Origin of the sequence: Labrenzia sp. 5N (genome assembly GCF_012395805.1) — a bacterium.
Classification (GTDB): domain Bacteria; phylum Pseudomonadota; class Alphaproteobacteria; order Rhizobiales; family Stappiaceae; genus Roseibium; species Roseibium algicola.
Map to the genome: position 1 here is coordinate 200,269 of NZ_JAAZTM010000009.1, position 16,877 is coordinate 217,145.

At 60.0% G+C, this 16,877-nt stretch carries 16 protein-coding genes; 11 read left to right on the forward strand and 5 right to left on the reverse strand.

Features of this window, described 5'->3' with window-relative positions:
• Positions 1-15: 15 nt before the first annotated feature.
• Positions 16-2,787, reverse strand: a complete 2,772-nt coding sequence (secA, locus tag HEP89_RS10720; RefSeq protein WP_055660436.1) for a preprotein translocase subunit SecA — start codon at positions 2,785-2,787, stop codon at positions 16-18.
• A gap of 269 nt (positions 2,788-3,056) precedes the next feature.
• On the opposite strand from secA, the gene HEP89_RS10725 reads away from it, so the two are divergent.
• The 4 genes from HEP89_RS10725 to HEP89_RS10740 all read left to right on the forward strand — a co-directional run bounded on the left by HEP89_RS10725 (position 3,057) and on the right by HEP89_RS10740 (position 6,182).
• On the forward strand, positions 3,057-3,941 hold the full coding sequence (locus tag HEP89_RS10725; protein ID WP_051990069.1) for a peptidylprolyl isomerase: 885 nt from the start codon (positions 3,057-3,059) through the stop codon (positions 3,939-3,941).
• Between the two features lie 255 nt (positions 3,942-4,196).
• Positions 4,197-5,438: a bifunctional glutamate N-acetyltransferase/amino-acid acetyltransferase ArgJ gene (argJ, locus tag HEP89_RS10730; protein WP_168692001.1), complete on the forward strand. Its 1,242-nt coding sequence runs from the start codon at positions 4,197-4,199 to the stop codon at positions 5,436-5,438.
• 85 nt (positions 5,439-5,523) lie between these two features.
• Positions 5,524-5,925, forward strand: coding sequence for an 8-oxo-dGTP diphosphatase MutT (mutT, locus tag HEP89_RS10735; protein ID WP_055659610.1), 402 nt, complete (start codon positions 5,524-5,526; stop codon positions 5,923-5,925).
• A 29-nt stretch (positions 5,926-5,954) separates the two neighbouring features.
• Positions 5,955-6,182, forward strand: a complete 228-nt coding sequence (locus HEP89_RS10740) for a Flp family type IVb pilin (RefSeq protein ID WP_306355458.1) — start codon at positions 5,955-5,957, stop codon at positions 6,180-6,182.
• Between the two features lie 19 nt (positions 6,183-6,201).
• Here HEP89_RS10740 and HEP89_RS10745 read toward each other — a convergent pair whose 3' ends face one another.
• On the reverse strand, positions 6,202-7,032 hold the full coding sequence (locus HEP89_RS10745; protein ID WP_209014608.1) for a methyltransferase domain-containing protein: 831 nt from the start codon (positions 7,030-7,032) through the stop codon (positions 6,202-6,204).
• Between the two features lie 295 nt (positions 7,033-7,327).
• On the opposite strand from HEP89_RS10745, the gene HEP89_RS10750 reads away from it, so the two are divergent.
• The 5 genes from HEP89_RS10750 to HEP89_RS10770 all read left to right on the forward strand — a co-directional run bounded on the left by HEP89_RS10750 (position 7,328) and on the right by HEP89_RS10770 (position 10,640).
• Positions 7,328-8,089, forward strand: coding sequence for a ComF family protein (locus HEP89_RS10750; protein WP_168692002.1), 762 nt, complete (start codon positions 7,328-7,330; stop codon positions 8,087-8,089).
• Positions 8,090-8,203: 114 nt separating this feature from the next.
• Positions 8,204-8,461: a glutaredoxin 3 gene (gene grxC / locus HEP89_RS10755; protein ID WP_006932400.1), complete on the forward strand. Its 258-nt coding sequence runs from the start codon at positions 8,204-8,206 to the stop codon at positions 8,459-8,461.
• A gap of 47 nt (positions 8,462-8,508) precedes the next feature.
• Positions 8,509-9,363: a carbon-nitrogen hydrolase family protein gene (locus HEP89_RS10760; RefSeq protein ID WP_168692003.1), complete on the forward strand. Its 855-nt coding sequence runs from the start codon at positions 8,509-8,511 to the stop codon at positions 9,361-9,363.
• Positions 9,360-9,887, forward strand: a complete 528-nt coding sequence (locus HEP89_RS10765) for a DUF1178 family protein (RefSeq protein WP_168692004.1) — start codon at positions 9,360-9,362, stop codon at positions 9,885-9,887. Before HEP89_RS10760 ends, HEP89_RS10765 begins: the two co-directional genes overlap by 4 nt.
• 381 nt (positions 9,888-10,268) lie before the next feature.
• Positions 10,269-10,640 (forward strand): response regulator, encoded by a 372-nt coding sequence (locus HEP89_RS10770; RefSeq protein ID WP_168692005.1) that lies wholly within the window; start codon positions 10,269-10,271, stop codon positions 10,638-10,640.
• Between the two features lie 204 nt (positions 10,641-10,844).
• Here HEP89_RS10770 and HEP89_RS10775 read toward each other — a convergent pair whose 3' ends face one another.
• From HEP89_RS10775 to ubiG, 3 genes are all read right to left on the reverse strand, one after another.
• On the reverse strand, positions 10,845-11,390 hold the full coding sequence (locus HEP89_RS10775; protein ID WP_168692006.1) for a hypothetical protein: 546 nt from the start codon (positions 11,388-11,390) through the stop codon (positions 10,845-10,847).
• 230 nt (positions 11,391-11,620) lie between these two features.
• The gene (locus HEP89_RS10780; RefSeq protein WP_023002986.1) at positions 11,621-12,316 is read right to left on the reverse strand and encodes an alpha/beta hydrolase; all 696 of its coding nucleotides are present in this window, start codon (positions 12,314-12,316) and stop codon (positions 11,621-11,623) included.
• A complete protein-coding gene (gene ubiG / locus HEP89_RS10785; protein ID WP_168692007.1) occupies positions 12,316-13,077 on the reverse strand; it encodes a bifunctional 2-polyprenyl-6-hydroxyphenol methylase/3-demethylubiquinol 3-O-methyltransferase UbiG in 762 nt (253 codons plus the stop codon). Before ubiG ends, HEP89_RS10780 begins: the two co-directional genes overlap by 1 nt.
• Before the next feature lie 193 nt (positions 13,078-13,270).
• Here ubiG and HEP89_RS10790 point away from each other — a divergent pair, with 193 nt between their 5' ends.
• A complete protein-coding gene (locus HEP89_RS10790; protein ID WP_055659596.1) occupies positions 13,271-14,521 on the forward strand; it encodes an aspartate kinase in 1,251 nt (416 codons plus the stop codon).
• 64 nt (positions 14,522-14,585) lie between these two features.
• Positions 14,586-16,853, forward strand: coding sequence for a phosphoenolpyruvate--protein phosphotransferase (gene ptsP / locus HEP89_RS10795; protein WP_023002989.1), 2,268 nt, complete (start codon positions 14,586-14,588; stop codon positions 16,851-16,853).
• Positions 16,854-16,877: the final 24 nt, after the last annotated feature.

Consider the following 16,877-nt stretch of genomic DNA (forward strand, 5'->3'; position numbering starts at 1 on the left):
TTGTTCCGATTGCCGTCAGACAAGCACGCCGTGGCAGTGCTTGAACTTCTTGCCGGAGCCGCAAGGGCAGGCCTCGTTGCGGCCGACCTTGCCCCAGGTCGCAGGGTCTTCCGGATCACGCTGTGCCGGAGGTACCGGAAGCTGGGCGTCCGCCATGGCCATCTCGTCTTCCCCGGTCAAGGGATTGATGTGATGAGCATGCATTTCCGGTTCGGCCGGCATCTGCGGTGCCTGTTCCGTTACCAGTTCGACCCGCATCAGCTGCGCGGTCGTCATCTGGCGCAGCTGGGTCAGCATGGATTCAAACAGCGTGAACGCTTCGGTCTTGTATTCCTGCAGCGGGTCGCGCTGGGCGTAACCACGGAAGCCGACGACAGACCGCAGGTGATCGAGATTGGCCAGGTGCTCGCGCCACAGGTTGTCGAGCGTCTGCAGCAGCACGGCCTTTTCGACCTGACGCATGATGTCCGGGCTGTATTTGGCAACCTTTTGCGCCATGCCGGCATCGGCCGCCTTGCGCAGGCGGTCCTTGACCTCTTCGTCGGCAATACCTTCCTCGGCCGCCCAATCCTTGATGGGCAGATCCAGGTTCAGATACTTGCGGACTTCTTCCTGAAGGCCCTCGGTATCCCACTGCTCCGGATAGGCGCGCTCGGGAATGTGTGCGGATACAAGATCGTCGATCACGTCGTGACGCATGTCGGAAACCGCGTCCTGGATCGCTTCACTGTCCATCAGCTCGATACGCTGATCGAAGACCACCTTGCGCTGGTCGTTCATCACGTCATCGAATTTCAGCAGGTTCTTACGGATGTCGAAGTTGCGTGCCTCGACCTTCTGCTGAGCTTTTTCAAGCGCCTTGTTGATCCACGGGTGGATGATGGCTTCGCCTTCTTCCAGTCCGAGTTTCTGCAGCATGGAATCCATGCGCTCGGAACCGAAGATGCGCATCAGGTCATCCTGGAGAGACAGGAAAAACTTGGAATGGCCCGGGTCGCCCTGGCGGCCGGAACGGCCACGCAGCTGGTTGTCGATGCGGCGGCTCTCGTGACGCTCTGTGCCGATGACATAAAGACCGCCGGCCGCAAGCGCCTTCTGCTTCATGTCCTCGACTTCGGCGCGGATCTGCGCTTCCTTGGCGCTGCGCTCTTCACCTTCCGGCATGTCGCCCAGTTCCATGGCGATCTGCATGTCGGCGTTGCCGCCGAGCTGAATGTCCGTACCGCGGCCGGCCATGTTGGTGGCAATGGTCACGGCGCCCGGCAGACCAGCCTGGGCAACGATGAAAGCTTCCTGCTCGTGGTAGCGTGCGTTGAGAACCGCGAAGACCTTGGTCTTGCCGCCTTCGTTCTTCTGCGCGGCGGCAAAGGCAGCCGGATCGCTGAGATCGATCTGCTTGTAGCCATGCTTCTTGAGCATCTCGGCAAGATATTCGGACTTCTCGATCGACGTGGTGCCGACCAGGATCGGCTGGGCACGTTGCTTGCAGTCGTCGATCAGCTTGACGATGGCCTGGAATTTTTCCTGAACGGTCCGGTAGACCTCGTCGTCGTCATCGATACGCTTGACGGAAACGTTGGTCGGAATCTCGACGACTTCCAGCTTGTAGATGTCGGCGAATTCGTCGGCTTCGGTGGACGCGGTACCTGTCATGCCGGCCAGCTTGCCGTACATGCGGAAATAGTTCTGGAACGTGATGGAGGCCAGCGTCTGGTTTTCCGGCTGGATGCGCACTTTCTCGCGGGCTTCCAGGGCCTGATGCAGGCCTTCGGAGAAACGGCGGCCCGGCATCATGCGGCCGGTGAACTCGTCGATGATGACCACTTCGTCGTTGCGGACGATGTAATCCTTGTCGCGCTGGAACAGCTTGTGCGCCTTCAGCGCCTGCTGCAGATGGTGCACGATGGCGACGTTCTCGACGTCGTAGAGCGAATCGCCTTTCAGCAGGCCGGCTTCGCCGAGCAGCTTTTCCAGCTTCTCGTTACCGGCTTCGGTGAAGGTCGTTGAACGCTGCTTTTCGTCGAGCTCGTAATCTTCTTCAGTCAGATGCGGAATGAAGGCGTCGACCGAATTGTAGAACTCGGAGCGATCTTCCAGCGGACCGGAAATGATCAGCGGCGTACGGGCTTCGTCGATCAGGATCGAATCCACTTCATCGACGATGGCGTAGGCGTGTCCGCGCTGAACCATGGACTGGCGGTCATGCTTCATGTTGTCGCGGAGATAATCGAAGCCGAATTCGTTGTTCGTGCCGTAGGTGACGTCAGCGGCGTAGGCTGCCCGGCGTTCTTCGTCGCTCAGCCCGTGGGTGATACAGCCGACGCTTAGGCCGAGGAATTTGTAGACCTGACCCATCCAGTCGCTGTCGCGCTGTGCCAGGTAATCGTTGACGGTAACGACGTGAACGCCGTTTCCGGTCAGGGCGTTGAGATAGACCGGGGCGGTTGCAACAAGTGTCTTGCCCTCACCGGTGCGCATTTCTGCAATCTGTCCGGAATTGAGGACCATGCCGCCGATGAGCTGCACGTCGTAGTGTCGCTGACCGAGTGCCCTGCGGGCCGCTTCGCGGACGGTGGCGAACGCGGGAACCAAGAGATCATCGACGCTTGCGCCGTTTTTCAGCTGGTTTCGGAACTCGTCGGTCTTGGCTCTGAGAGCGTCGTCCGAAAGAGCCTGGATCTCAGACTCCAGGGCGTTGATCTGTTCGACCTTTGCCCGAAATGTCTTCACCTTCCGGTCGTTCGCCGAACCGAAAATCTTACGTGCTAAAGCGCCAAGGCCAGCCATGTGGCGGTCCTTCCCTACCGGGCGGCGCCAACTGGCAAAGAGGCGCCTGCCCATGAAATCGTCTCAATTGCTGTCCACGTTGCCGCCTGGCGCAGAGCGCTGGCCGGCATTCGCGGCCGAAAAGATGCCTTCCCGGCGCTACGGCCAGGACGCCCGACAGATAAGAGGGGGCTGAATGCTTGTCAACGCCGCAGGAATGCGCAATGTAGCCACGCCCCTGCAAGACAGGGGAAAGAAAGATTACTGTTCCGATACGTAAAGGACTACTCATGTTCCGAATTTCGATGCGCAGGCCGGCTCAGGCGCTTGCCGTTTCTCTCCTGGCGCTGTCGCTCGGATCCACCGTTCTGTCCGCTGCAGAACCGGACGATGTGGTCGCGAAAGTTGGCGACACGGAAATCACCGAAGCCGATCTCGCCTTTGCTGCGCAGGACCTGGGCAAGGAATTGCAGCGGTTCCCGCCGGCACAGTGGCGCAAGCTTCTTCTGGACGTCATGGTCGACATGGAACTGATGGCGCATGCCGCTCGTGAAGATGGCCTGGACAAGGATCCGGACTTCGAGCGCCAGCTCGACTTCCTGAAACTGCGTGCCTTGCGGAACGCTTACCTTGCGCAGAAAATCGACGGTGCCGTAACCGACGAAGAGGTGCAGGCGGCATACGACAAGGAATTCGCCGACTTCGAAGGTCCGGAAGAAATCAACGCCCGTCACATCCTGGTGAAGGAAAAGGCTGAAGCTGAAGCCCTTATTGCCGAACTGGACGGTGGCGCGGACTTCGCTGAACTGGCTCGTGAAAAATCTACTGGTCCGTCCGGTCCCAATGGCGGCAGCCTGGGATACTTCGTCAAGGGTCAGATGGTTCCGCCGTTCGAGGCTGCGGCTTTTGCGCTGGAGCCGGGCACCTACACCAAGGAGCCTGTCGAAACCCAGTTCGGCTGGCACGTGATCAAGCTTGAAGACAAGCGTCGTCAGGAAAAGCCGGCGTTCGAGGAAGTCGCAAATGGTCTGCGCCAGCAGCTGATGCGCGAGCGCTATGACGCCCGCATGGCCGAGCTGAAGGATCAGGTTGCAGTCGAAATCCTCGATGAGGCCCTGGCCAAGTCCGAAGAAGAAGGTGCTGCTGCCGAAGACGGTGCGGCCAAGACCGAGTAAGGCAAACGCTGCCTGAAACCAGAAAGCCCGGCAGTCAGACTGCCGGGCTTTTTTGCAGCCTTTGTGCACCACGCCCGAAAAGGCTTGAAAAGGCTTGCCTTTGTCCCATGCTTACGGCAAGAGCATCCAGTGTTCAGGCGAGCGCTGACAAGGTGCTCGCACGCATTTGAGTGGATCAATGTCCGGACGGTCAAACGATCTCGATTGAGCGCCCGTTGATCCGGAACTTTGTATCATCTGACCGGGACCGCCTTGATGTCGACCACCGTATCTCCCCTTGCACCCAAGTCCTATCCCGAGATGCCGGAGATCGAGGGTGTTCAGTTCGCGACCGCCTCTGCCGGGATCAAGTACAAGGGCCGGACCGACGTCCTGCTGGCAACGGTTGCCGAGGGAACGGCCGTCGCAGGGGTCTTCACCCGTTCCAAGTGTTCTTCCGCGCCGGTTGACTGGTGCAAGGCTCGGGTCGGTGGCGGCAAGGCCCGCGCGCTCCTGGTCAATTCCGGCAATGCCAATGCCTTTACCGGCAAGAAGGGCAAGGCAGCTGTTGAACTGTCTGCCGAAATCGTCTCCAGGGAGCTTGGCTGCAGCGAAGGTGAAATCTTCCTGGCATCAACCGGCGTGATCGGCGAACCGCTTCCGGCGGACAAGTTTTCCGGTGTCATCGGAGAATTGAAGGCCAACCAGGGCAGCGCGAGCTGGCTGGATGCCGCCAAGGCGATCATGACCACTGACACCTATCCGAAGGTCTCCACTGCAAGCGTTGAACTGGATGGTGTTACCGTGACGATCAACGGCATTGCCAAGGGCGCAGGGATGATTGCGCCGGACATGGCCACCATGCTGTCGTTCATCTATACCGACGCTCCGATCGCTCCGTCCGTTCTCCAGGCTCTGCTCAGCGGGGAAGTCGACGGCAGCTTCAACGCGGTGACCGTCGACAGCGATACGTCCACCTCCGACACGGTTCTTCTGTTCGCGACCGGTGCAGCCGGCAAAAAGGGCGTGGAGAGCGTTGCCTCGCTCGATGATCCGCGCGTCGATGTGCTGAGGGCCGCTCTTGGCGACGTCATGCTGGACCTTTCCCATCAGATCGTCCGCGACGGCGAAGGCGCACGCAAATTCGTGGAAGTGCGGGTTGAAGGTGCCGAAAGTGATAGGTCCGCAAAGCGGATCGCGCTGTCGATTGCCAATTCGCCGCTGGTCAAGACGGCAATCGCCGGCGAAGACGCCAACTGGGGCCGCGTCGTCATGGCCGTCGGCAAGGCTGGTGAGCCGGCCGACCGCGACAAGCTGGCCATCTGGTTCGGCGATGTGCGGGTGGCCGTGGAAGGTGAGCGCGATCCAGACTACAGCGAAGCGGCGGCTTCTGCCGTCATGGAGCAGGAAGACATTGTCATCCGGGTCGATCTCGGTCTCGGCAGTGGCCAGGCGGCGGTCTGGACCTGTGATCTCACCAAGGAATATGTCGCCATTAATGGCGACTACCGGAGCTGAGTATCCCTAGCAGTTCTGACGGTACTGCCCGCAAACGTGCTTAACCGCGCGTTAATTCAGCGTTTCAGGATTGGACAATCTGCCAATGACCAAGATCGTGCTCGTCGCCGCTTGCGCCCTTGTGGATGCGGATGGCCGCATTCTTCTGGCGCAGCGGCCCGAAGGCAAATCCATGGCCGGACTGTGGGAATTCCCCGGTGGCAAGGTCGAGCAAGGCGAGCGTCCCGAGGAGACGCTGATACGCGAGCTGGAGGAAGAGCTCGGCATTGAAGTTAACGAAGCGTGTCTGGCGCCACTTACTTTTGCCAGCCACTCTTACGAAGATTTTCACCTACTTATGCCATTGTTCATTTGCCGCAGGTGGAATGGAACTCCACTCGGCAAGGAAGGCCAGGCGTTGAAATGGGTGCGGGCTGTCAGGCTGAGGGATTATCCGATGCCTGCCGCTGATGAACCTCTGATACCCCATCTCCTGGATGCCGTCTAAGCCCGTTTGTTCAAACCCCCGGGGGGCACATGCCGTTTCGATTTCAAACCGTCGCAGACCGCATGTTGCAGGCCTTTCGCCGGGGAAGAGCTTTCGGAGATGACGAGCACGGCGCGACCATGATCGAATACGGCCTGATTGTCGGTTTCATCAGCATTGTCGTGCTGGTCGCCATGACCGCTATCGGTACTGCCATGCGCACCGATATCTTCGGAACAATTTCGACTGCTCTGCAAGGTGTGCTCGGTTCCAGCTGATCCGGGCCATCGGCTACCTCTAGTCGCCTATTTTCCGTTCCTGAACGCCAAGCGCGTCTGCGAGCCGTGTCTTGGCCGAGCCGGGTCGCAACGGTTTCTGCTGGCTTTCATGCGGCGCCCAGCCCGACAGGGTTACCAGTGAAAATGTCGCCCGGATCCTGCCGTCCGCATCGGCGTGGTTCTGTGCATAAAGTTCGGCCGCACGCAGCAGTACCTGCCGAGACAGCGGCTTTCTGCTGCGGTCTTTCAACACGGATGTTGCACCCATGGCCCTGAGATCCGCCAGCAGTGCGAACATCGTATCATAGCGCACCGTTAGACTGTCCAGATCCGTGACCGGCAGCGCAAAGCCTGCCCTTTGAAGCAGGCTGCCGAGGTCACGTGTGTCGGCAAACGGCAACACCCTTGCAGCTGCACCGCCTTTTACTTCCAGCTCAGCCCGCGTGAGGCTGTCGCGCAGTTCGCTCAAGGTGCCGGCTCCGGGCAAGGTTGCCAGAAAAAGACCGTCCGGTTTCAAGGCACGGCGGAGCTGTACCAGTGTGCCCGGCAGGTCGTTGACGAATTGGAGGTTGAGAGCGGAGACGATCAGATCCACCGACTGGTCGCCAAAGGGGATCAGGGCGTCATCGAAGACAAGGTCGGGTGCAGCAAGGCTCGGGTCGGCAGCAAACAGATCTGCGCGCAACACGAGGTCAGCCTTGCCGGACTGCCGGATTGCTTCGCTCACGTGAGCGCAGTGTCCGCCGAGATCGACAGCAACCGGAAACCGCCGATTGATCAGCAGCAGGCGGTCCTGCAGATCTTCGCTGACGGCTTTCAGCAGAAAGTCCGCGCCCGGTTTGGCAGCCATCAGCGCCCGCAGGCGGCAGGTGCGGAAGAAGGAGCGGTCGAAGAGATCTGGTTGTGCGGTCACGGCAATCCCGGTTGTCATCGAACTTATCGCGGTCACATATGGTATCCGCCCGCCAAGGTCAAAGGCGCAAGGGTCGCGCCAGGCGGCTTGCGGAGCAGGCATCCAGAAACTTCAGGCCGGTTCCTGCTTGTTCGGGCTGGCCAGATATGTGTTTTCGGTGCCAATGTATTCCTCAGTTTGAAGGGTTTTTCCTGTCGGGTGCCATTGGGGAGCGGTTTTGCGAAGCCTTGCGATGAACATTGCTGGCCTGCCGGAAGTCGCGGCGCGATTTGCGCTCGATTTCGTGCTGCCGCAGCGATGCTTCAGCTGCGATGCGCGGGTGTCCGAGCAGACGGGATTGTGCGCGGAATGCTGGTCCCGGATGCCGTTCCTGGAGCGGCCCTGGTGTCAGCGGCTCGGTATTCCTTTCTCCTATGATGTCGGCGACGGTGCCTGGAGTCCGCAGGCGATCGCCTCGCCGCCTGTGTTCGACAGGTTGCGGGCGGTGGCCTTTTATGATGGTCCCGCCCGGCAGATGGTGCATGCGCTGAAGTTTTCCGGGCGGCGGGAACTTGCCCGTCCGATGGCACGCTGGATGGCGCGTTCCGGCAGCGAACTTCTGAGCAGGGACAGCCTGCTGGTGCCGGTGCCGCTGCACTGGATGCGACTGCTGCAGCGCCGGTTCAACCAGGCGGCAGATCTGGCGAAGGAAGTTGCCCGCGAATGCGGTGGCCAGTTTGAACCGCAGGTCCTCAGGCGGCAAAAACCTACACGCCGGCAAGTTGGCCTGTCAGCCAAGGACCGCCACAAGAATGTCCGCTCGGCTTTCAAGGTCGATGGTGGCCGGGCCGATCTGGTTCAGGGGCGTCACGTTGTGTTGATCGATGATGTGCTGACGACCGGCTCAACGGTGTCGGCCTGCTGTAAATGCCTGCTTTCTTCAGGGGCAGCTTCCGTCGACGTGCTCACATTCGCGCAAGTCGACCCTGCTTTGCGCTCTGGCAACACGACCTGATCCCGACGGTCTTCCTCTTGAGTTTTCTCCGCGCGCTCGCATATAACGCCCGGATTTGGTGTGCGGCGGTGCGGGAAAAAGCGTGCAGCTGCCAAAAAGCAAGGAAAAGACCTGATGGCTGAAGTGGTGATCTATACGCGCCAGCTCTGCGGCTTCTGCACGGCGGCCAAGCGGCTGCTGGACAAGAAAGGCGTTGCCTACACGGAACACGATGCCACGTTCGATCCAGGCCTGCGCAAGGAAATGGTGCAGAAGGCCAATGGTCATTCAACGTTCCCGCAGGTCTTCGTCGGCAAAACCCATGTGGGCGGCTGCGACGATCTTCACGATCTGGAACGTGCAGGTAAACTGGACGCACTGCTCGCGTCCTGATTTACTGAAGGAACAATCTTACCTACCAGGACGGAGACAGCGGTCGGATGACCTCATTCACGGCAGCATGCATTCAGCTGCGCAGCGGCAAGACGATTTCGGACAACGCCGATGCTGCGGAAGACCTGATCCGGGCAGCGGCAAAGGATGGCGCGCAATTCGTTCAAACGCCTGAAATGTCCAATGTTCTGGTGCGCAGCCGCGAAGAACTGCTGGAGCGGATTTCCGATGCCGAAGACGACCTGTTCCTGAAAAGAGCACGTGCGCTTGCAGCCGAGCTGGGCATCCATCTGCATCTGGGGTCGCTGGCCGTGCTTGCCGGCAACGGCAAGGTCGCAAACCGTGCCTTTCTGATCGGGCCTGACGGCAAGATCCTTGCGACCTACGACAAGATCCACATGTTCGACGTGGACCTGCCAAATGGCGAAAGCTGGCGCGAGTCCGCAACCTATGAACCTGGAACACAGACGGTCATCGCGGATCTGCCCTTTGCCAAGGTCGGCATGGCTGTCTGTTACGATATAAGATTTCCGGCAATTTTCCGGACCCAGGCTCGTCAGGGTGCACAGGTTCTGACGGGGCCGGCAGCCTTTACCCGCCAGACCGGGCAGGCGCATTGGCACGTACTGCAGCGCTCCCGTGCCATTGAAAACGGTGCCTACGTGATTTCGGCTGCACAGGGTGGCACGCATGAAGACGGGCGTGAAACCTATGGTCACAGCCTGATTATCGACCCCTGGGGTGCCGTGATCGCCGAGATAGACAATGATGATCCCGGCTACGTTCTCGCCGAGATCGACACCCAGAAGGTTGCCGATGCGCGGGCGCGCATCCCTGCGATCGCCAACGAGCGGGATTTCGTCTGCTGTCACGCGGATGGTCTGAAGGAGATTTCGGCGTGATCAAATACACGCTCGTTTGCGACAGTGCACATTCCTTCGAAGGCTGGTTCCGCAATTCCGATGATTTCGACGCGCAGTGTGCGCGAAAACTGGTTGTCTGCCCGATCTGCGGAGCAACCAGCGTTCAGAAAGGTTTGATGGCGCCGGCAGTTTCGACCGCACGCAAGCGGGAAGCGCTTGTCGGTGCCGCGCAGGCGGAATTGCAGTCGGTGGCCGCAGCCGCTGCCAACAAGGCCGATGCGCCGACGGCAGCTGCCTCGACCGAAATGCGCCCGTCCGCCCTGTTGCCTCAGGATGTGCAGCAGAAGGAAATCCTCGAAGCTCTTCGGCTGGTGCGTGCGCGTATCGTCGAAAGTTCGGAAAACGTCGGTCAGAATTTTGCGGCGGAAGCCCGCAAGATCCACTATGGCGAAGCTGAAGAACGCAGCATCTATGGCGAGACAACGCCCAAGGATGTCGAGGCATTGCTTGACGAGGGCATCCAGGTGTTCGCACTTCCTGAACTGCCTGACGACAAGAACTGAGTTCAGGCGGATTTCAGCGTGAAGTTCGGAGCGTACCCAGGAAAGGGGCGGGAGCTTCGCGCCCGGGTTGCCGGCCTCTGCAATTTCCCTGCTATTGCGATTTCTCAGCCGTTTCGCTGGAAGTTTAGTTTGTCGGGAAAGAGGCGTTTCTCTTTCGGTAGTCTCAGTTGAAGATCACGTAAAAGAAGATATATTGCGTTTATGTAGTGGGATTGTTCCAAAAAATTTCTTACGTAGTGTTAATCATTGTTAATTATTTTGGATATTTAAAATTTACATCGACTTGGGAACTTTTTCGGGTTGTCGGTGTTGAATATTGAAACAAACATTTATAATCATGATGCTGTGCCGAGGTTCCCGATGTCGATGACTGAGATGAACATGCCCGATACGATACGTGTAATGGTGGCGGAAGATGAGCCGCTGATCGCCTGGATGCTGGAAGATATCCTGTCTGGCATGGGTTTGCAGGTTGTCGGGCCATTCGCGACCGTTGCCGAGGCACGTTCCTGCGTGTCTTCAGAGCCGCCAGAGTTGGCACTTCTGGATGTCGATCTGGCCGATGGCGTTGTCTATCCGCTGGCCGACACGCTGCATGCTCAGCAAGTGCCGATCATCTTTCATACCGGTAATACGGACAAGGTGGACCTGAAAAATCGCTATGGAGGGGCTGAAGTCGTTCCGAAGCCGTCTAACCCCAAGCGTTTGCAGATTGCCGTGGAAACGGCCCGGACGCTGCTCAAACGGACGTAAGCGGGCCCTTCAAAGCGCGCTTTGCTGATCGGTTTGGGGTCTGGCGTCTTCCTGGCTTCCGAACTGTGCAGCTTCGCGGCGGCTTCACCGGGTGCCGGTGGAGCCAGGCGCCTGGAATTTTTCCGTGACAGCCAAAATGAAAACCTGCTTCAGCCCGAGCGGATGAAGCAGGTTAAACGGTGTACGGCCGGTCTGGCGAGGATGTCAGGGTTTCGCTGAAGCCGGCTTGCGCCGCGCCTGCGCCGGTTTCAGCGCAGCCTTGGTTTCTTCCAGGCTTTCTTCTGCAGCCTTGCTCATCTCGTTGACGCTTTCCATCGCCGTTTCATTGAGCTCCTCAACCACGGCGGCGCTTTCTGAAAAGCTGTCGCGGAAGAGGGCAGCCTGCTTTTCGAAATGGTCCTGATACTCGCTCGCCATTCTGGAATAGAAATCCTGCAGGGTTGCCATGGTTTCTTCCGGCGCGGCGCACTGGCTGAGGGACTTGGCGCATTCCATGTCCTGGTGCAGCCGGTGGCTGACGAAATTCATGTGGTCATCAAACGCCTTTTCGGCATGGGACCACATGGTCTTGCCCACTTTCTGGAAATTCGCGATGGCCTTGGCTTCAATGCGGTCTTCGCGCTCGGCAAACGCCCAGTTGGAAAAGGCAGGCATTGGCCATTCGGTTGGTGCCGGCCATTCCGGCAGCTTGGGCCATTCGGCCATCATGGCGCTGAAGTCGAAGGCACCTGTATTGCTTTTCGTCGGCATGGAAGATCCTCCGGTTGTTCGTGTGACGTCCTGCGGCTGGCCATGGCGTTCTTCGCCGGCTTGCCGTCCCCGGACCTGCGCATTCTGTCATTGCCAGCGCAGGGCCCCGCTCCAAAGGTGACGTAACTGTACCTTTGCATCAAGGCCAAGCTTTGACACGGATCAAATCGCATACCGATTCTTACGTAAAAGGCATTTGTGCCTCAGGTTTGTGCAGCCGATTTGCAGGCTTAAGGGCGATTGAGAAAATCGCGCAGTGTCGCCGTTACCTTTTCAGGTGCTTCGAGAGGCGACAGGTGGCCGCTGCCTTGGATCACCGCCAATTCGCTTTGGGGAATGTGGTCGTGGATTTCCTGCGAGATTTCAACCGGTGTGAGCCGGTCGCCATCACCGACCAGCACAAGCGTCTGGCAGGTGATCTCGCCGAGACGGGGGCGGGAATCGATGCGGTTGATAAGCGCGGTCTGCTGGCGGATGAAGGCCTCGGGCCCGGTTTCCTGCGCCATCTCGACGACGATTGCCTTCAGCTCTTCGTCTTCCTCGCGCTTTTCATGAACGAACCCGGGGTAAAGGAGGTGAGGAACCTTGGAAAAGCCCTTCTTGCGGGTCAGGTCGATGAGGAACTGCCGGCGCTCCGACTGATCGGGCGTATCCGGCCGGGAGTTGGTGTCCAGAAGGGCAAGTTTGCCGACCCGCTCCGGCGCTTCGCGCATGATTTCCATGGCGACATAGCCGCCCATGGACAGAGCGATAAGGGAAAACCGCTCCGGTGCTTTTTCCAGGATGCTGGCGGCGATCGCCTTGATGCTGTCGTGTTCGCGGTGGTTTGCCACCATGATCGGTCGGTCGGCAAAGGCAACTATCTGCGGGGCGTAGAGCGCTTCGGTACACAAAAGGCCCGGTACGAACAGGATCGGATCGCTCATCAGCTGTCTTTCGCCCGTTCCGCCAGCAGCATGTAGTTCACGTCCATGTCGCGCGATCTGGCCCAGGTGTCTGTCAGCGGATTGTAGGTGACGCCGCAACGGTCGATCATGGTGAGCCCGGCGGTCTGAAGCGGGCCTTCGATTTCGGAAGGGCGAACCAGCTTTTCGTAGGAATGGGTGCCCTTCGGCAACCAGCGCAGGACGTATTCGGCGCCGACGATGGCAAGTGCATAGGCTTTCAGCGTGCGATTGATGGTCGCGACGAACATCAGCCCACCCGGACGTACCATTTGCGCGGTGGCCTCCAGGAACAGAGGTACGTCGGCGACGTGCTCGACCACTTCCATGTTGAACACAACGTCGAAGGTCTCCCCCGCCGCTGCCAATGCTTCCGCTGTTTCTGCCCTGTAGTCGATTTCGAGGCCGGAGGTCTTCATGTGAAGGCGGGCGATCTCGATGTTGGTTTCGGACGGGTCCGCGCCGACCACATCGGCACCAAGCCGTGCCATCGGTTCGCTCAACAGGCCGCCGCCACAGCCGATATCGAGGCAGCGCAACCCCTTGAACGCGTCCGTGGCCTTCGGGTCGCGGCCGAAATGCCGGCAGACATGGTCCTTGATGTAGCCCAGCCGCACCGGGCTGAACTTGTGCAAGGGCTTGAACTTGCCCGTCGGGTCCCACCACTCTTCTGCCATGGCGGAAAAGCGCGCGACTTCCTCGCTGTCGATCGTGCTTCTGGTTTCCTGAGCCCTGCCAGTCATCGGACGGTCCTTTCAAGAGCGTGAAGCGGCTTGGCGCTTCGCCTGATCATTCAACGGTTCGAAGTCGTTCCAAGGTCTGAGACTATTTGTCAAGACACCCAGTTGCAGCAAAGGAACGCAGCCTGTATGCATGTGCGCCGATCCCAGAGGCGCAACAGCGCTTCCAGACACGACTATAAAGAATACGAGTGGTATGGCCCGACTGGTTTTAAAATTTGGCGGGACTTCGGTTGCCGATCTTGATCGCATCCGTAACGTCGCCCGCCATGTCAAACGGGAAGTGGACGCCGGCCATCAGGTCGCGGTGGTAGTTTCGGCCATGGCCGGACAGACCAACAAGCTGGTGGAGTTTTGCCGTGAGGCATCACCGCTCCACGATGCCCGCGAATATGATGCCGTGGTTGCTTCCGGCGAGCAGGTGACGTCCGGTCTCCTGGCCATCGTGCTGCAGGACATGGGCGTCAACGCCCGGTCGTGGCAAGGTTGGCAGGTGCCGATCAAGACCGACGAGAACCACGGTGCGGCCCGCATCCGCGATATCGAGGGCAGCTTCCTGAGCGAGCGTCTCGAGCAGGGCCAGGTGGCTGTGCTCGCGGGCTTCCAGGGGGTGGCGCCGGACAACCGGATCGCGACCCTGGGTCGCGGCGGGTCCGACACCAGCGCCGTTGCCATCGCCGCTGCCATCAAGGCCGACCGCTGTGATATCTATACCGATGTCGATGGCGTCTACACCACCGATCCGCGCATTGTGCCCAAGGCGCAGCGTCTTGACCGGGTGTCTTTCGAGGAAATGCTCGAAATGGCCTCGCTCGGCGCGAAGGTGCTCCAGGTGCGCTCCGTGGAAATGGCCATGGTTCATGGCGTCAGAACATTCGTGCGCTCCAGCTTTGACGATCCGGATGCGCCCCAGGTCGGCGAGAACGGCCTTCCGATTGGAACTCTTATTTGCGACGAGGATGAACTCGTGGAACAGCAGGTTGTCACCGGCATCGCCTATGCCAAGGACGAAGCCCAGATCTCTCTTCGTGACGTTGCCGACAAGCCGGGTGTCGCCGAATCCGTGTTCGGTCCGCTGGCGGATGCCAACATCAACGTCGACATGATCGTCCAGAACATTTCGCCGGATGGCAAGACCACCGACATCACCTTCACGGTTCCCGAAGGCGATTTCGAACGCGCCAACAAGGTGCTGGAAGACAATCGCGGCGTCATCGGTTTCCAGAACCTTGAAGGTGCCCGTGACGTGGTGAAAGTTTCCGTCATCGGCATCGGCATGCGCTCGCATGCAGGCATCGCGGCCCAGTGTTTCCGCGGCCTCGCGTCCAAGGGTATCAACATCCGAGCCATCACCACATCCGAGATCAAGATCTCTGTGCTTATTGATTCAGCATATGCAGAACTTGCGGTGCGGACTCTGCATTCGCTATACGGGTTGGACGGATAGTTCATCCGGGAGGCAGGCCCCTGTAGAAAAGGGGCCTGTTTGAAGCGGGATCAACGGGGGCGCTATGCGCAGCAACCTAGCCGGACCGCGCCTTCTGCTCCGCCGGCTTCGCGAAGTCATGGCGGAGCCGATCACGGCGCAGGAGCGACTCGACAAGATCGTGGTGTTGATCGCCTCGAACGTCGTCGCAGAAGTCTGTTCCGTTTATATCCTGCGCGCCGATGGTGTTCTCGAACTCTATGCGACCGAGGGTCTGAAGAGCGAAGCGGTCCACAATGCCTCGCTGCGCGTCGGCCAGGGTCTTGTCGGCCTGATCGCGGCCGAAGCCCGGCCGCTGAACCTGCCCAACGCCAGTGCCCACCCGGGCTTTGCCTATCTGCCGGAAACGGGTGAAGAGGCCTATAATTCCTTCCTCGGTGTGCCGATCCTGAGAGCCGGCCGAACGCTTGGCGTTCTTGTCGTCCAGAACAAGTCTCACCGGACCTATCTGGAAGACGAAGTCGAAGCGTTGCAGACGACCGCCATGGTGATCGCCGAAATGGTGGCCGCCGGCGAACTGGAAGCCATTTCCCAGAAGGCCACCGGTCTCGATCTTTCCCGGCCAATCACCTCCAACGGTGTTGGCCTTGCCGAAGGTGTCGGCCTCGGTCATGTGGTTCTGCATGAGCCGCGTGTCGTCGTCACGAACCTGATCGCGGAAGATACGGACCGGGAAAAGGGGCGTCTGGAAGCTGCCATCAACCGGCTGCGGCTTTCGATCGACGATCTGCTGGCCAGCGGAGAAATCGCGGCCATCGGCGAGCACCGAGAGGTGCTGGAAGCCTACCGCATGTTCGCTTATGACCGCGGCTGGATCCGGAAGATCGAGGAAGCGATCCGCAACGGCCTGACCGCCGAGGCTGCCGTCGAAAAGGTCCAGAGCGACACGCGCGCCCGGATGCTTCGCCAGACCGATCCGTATCTGCGTGAGCGCCTGCACGACCTCGACGACCTTGCCCACAGGCTTATCCGCGAACTCATGGGCCGGGAACACGGCCCGGGCCTGGATGAACTGCCCCAGGATGCGATCGTCGTCGGCCGCAACATGGGCGCCGCGGAACTGCTGGACTACGGCCGCGACCGCATTCGCGGCCTGGTGCTGGAAGAAGGCGGCCCGACAAGCCACGTGACCATCGTTGCCAGGGCGCTCGGCATCCCGACGGTCGGACTCGTGGATGATATCGTCAGCCTGGCCGATGGCGGCGACGCGATCATCGTGGATGGCGACACCGGCGAAGTGCACTTGCGCCCGGCCGCCGATCTGGAAAATGCCTACGCGGAAAAGGTCCGCTTCCGTGCGCGGCGACAGGCCCAGTACCGGCGCCTGCGCAACAAGCCGTCCGTCACGCGGGACGGTGTCGACATCTCGCTTCAGATGAATGCGGGTCTTCTGGTCGACCTGCCGCACCTGGATGAGGCTGGCGCGGCCGGGGTAGGCCTGTTCCGCACCGAACTGCAGTTCATGGTGGCGTCTTCGTTCCCGCGCATGCGGGAGCAGCAGTCCCAATACAGCCAGGTTCTCGATGCGGCGGCGGGCCGACCGGTTACGTTCCGGTCGCTCGATATCGGTGGTGACAAGGTGCTGCCGTACCTGCGCTCGATCCAGGAGGAAAACCCGGCGATGGGCTGGCGCGCACTGCGCCTCGGCCTTGATCGGCCGGGCCTGCTCAGAACCCAGATCCGGGCCTTGCTGCATGCGGCCGCCGGCCGGGACCTGAAACTGATGTTCCCGATGGTTGCCGTGGTCGATGAATTCCTGCAGGCCAAATCGCTGGTGGACAAGGAAGTCAAGCACCTGCGCCGCCACGGTCACGCCACGCCGGAAAACATCCGTCTGGGTGTGATGGTGGAAGTGCCTTCGCTGCTGTTCCAACTGGAAGAGCTGATGAGCCATGTCGACTTTGTGTCTGTCGGTTCCAACGATCTGTTCCAGTTCTTCTGCGCCGTCGACCGGGGCAACACGCGTGTTGCCGACAGGTTCGACACATTGGGTGTCGGCTTCCTCCGGGCCTTGAAATCCATCGTGGATGCCGCAAATAAGGCTCATGTGCCCGTGACCCTTTGCGGAGAGCTTGCTGGCCGTCCACTTGAAGGCATGGCGTTGATAGGCCTGGGCTTCAGGGACCTTTCCATGTCGCCCGCGTCTCTTGGGCCGGTGAAAGCCATGCTTCGGACCCTTGACGCCGGTCGCCTGTCCGCCAGGTTGCTGCCGCGACTGGAGCCGGGACACGATGACAGCAACATACGGGAAGTGTTGAAGCGCTTTGCCGCCGAAACCGATGTTGCCCTTTAGCGCTAACGGGCGTAACTCACCGTC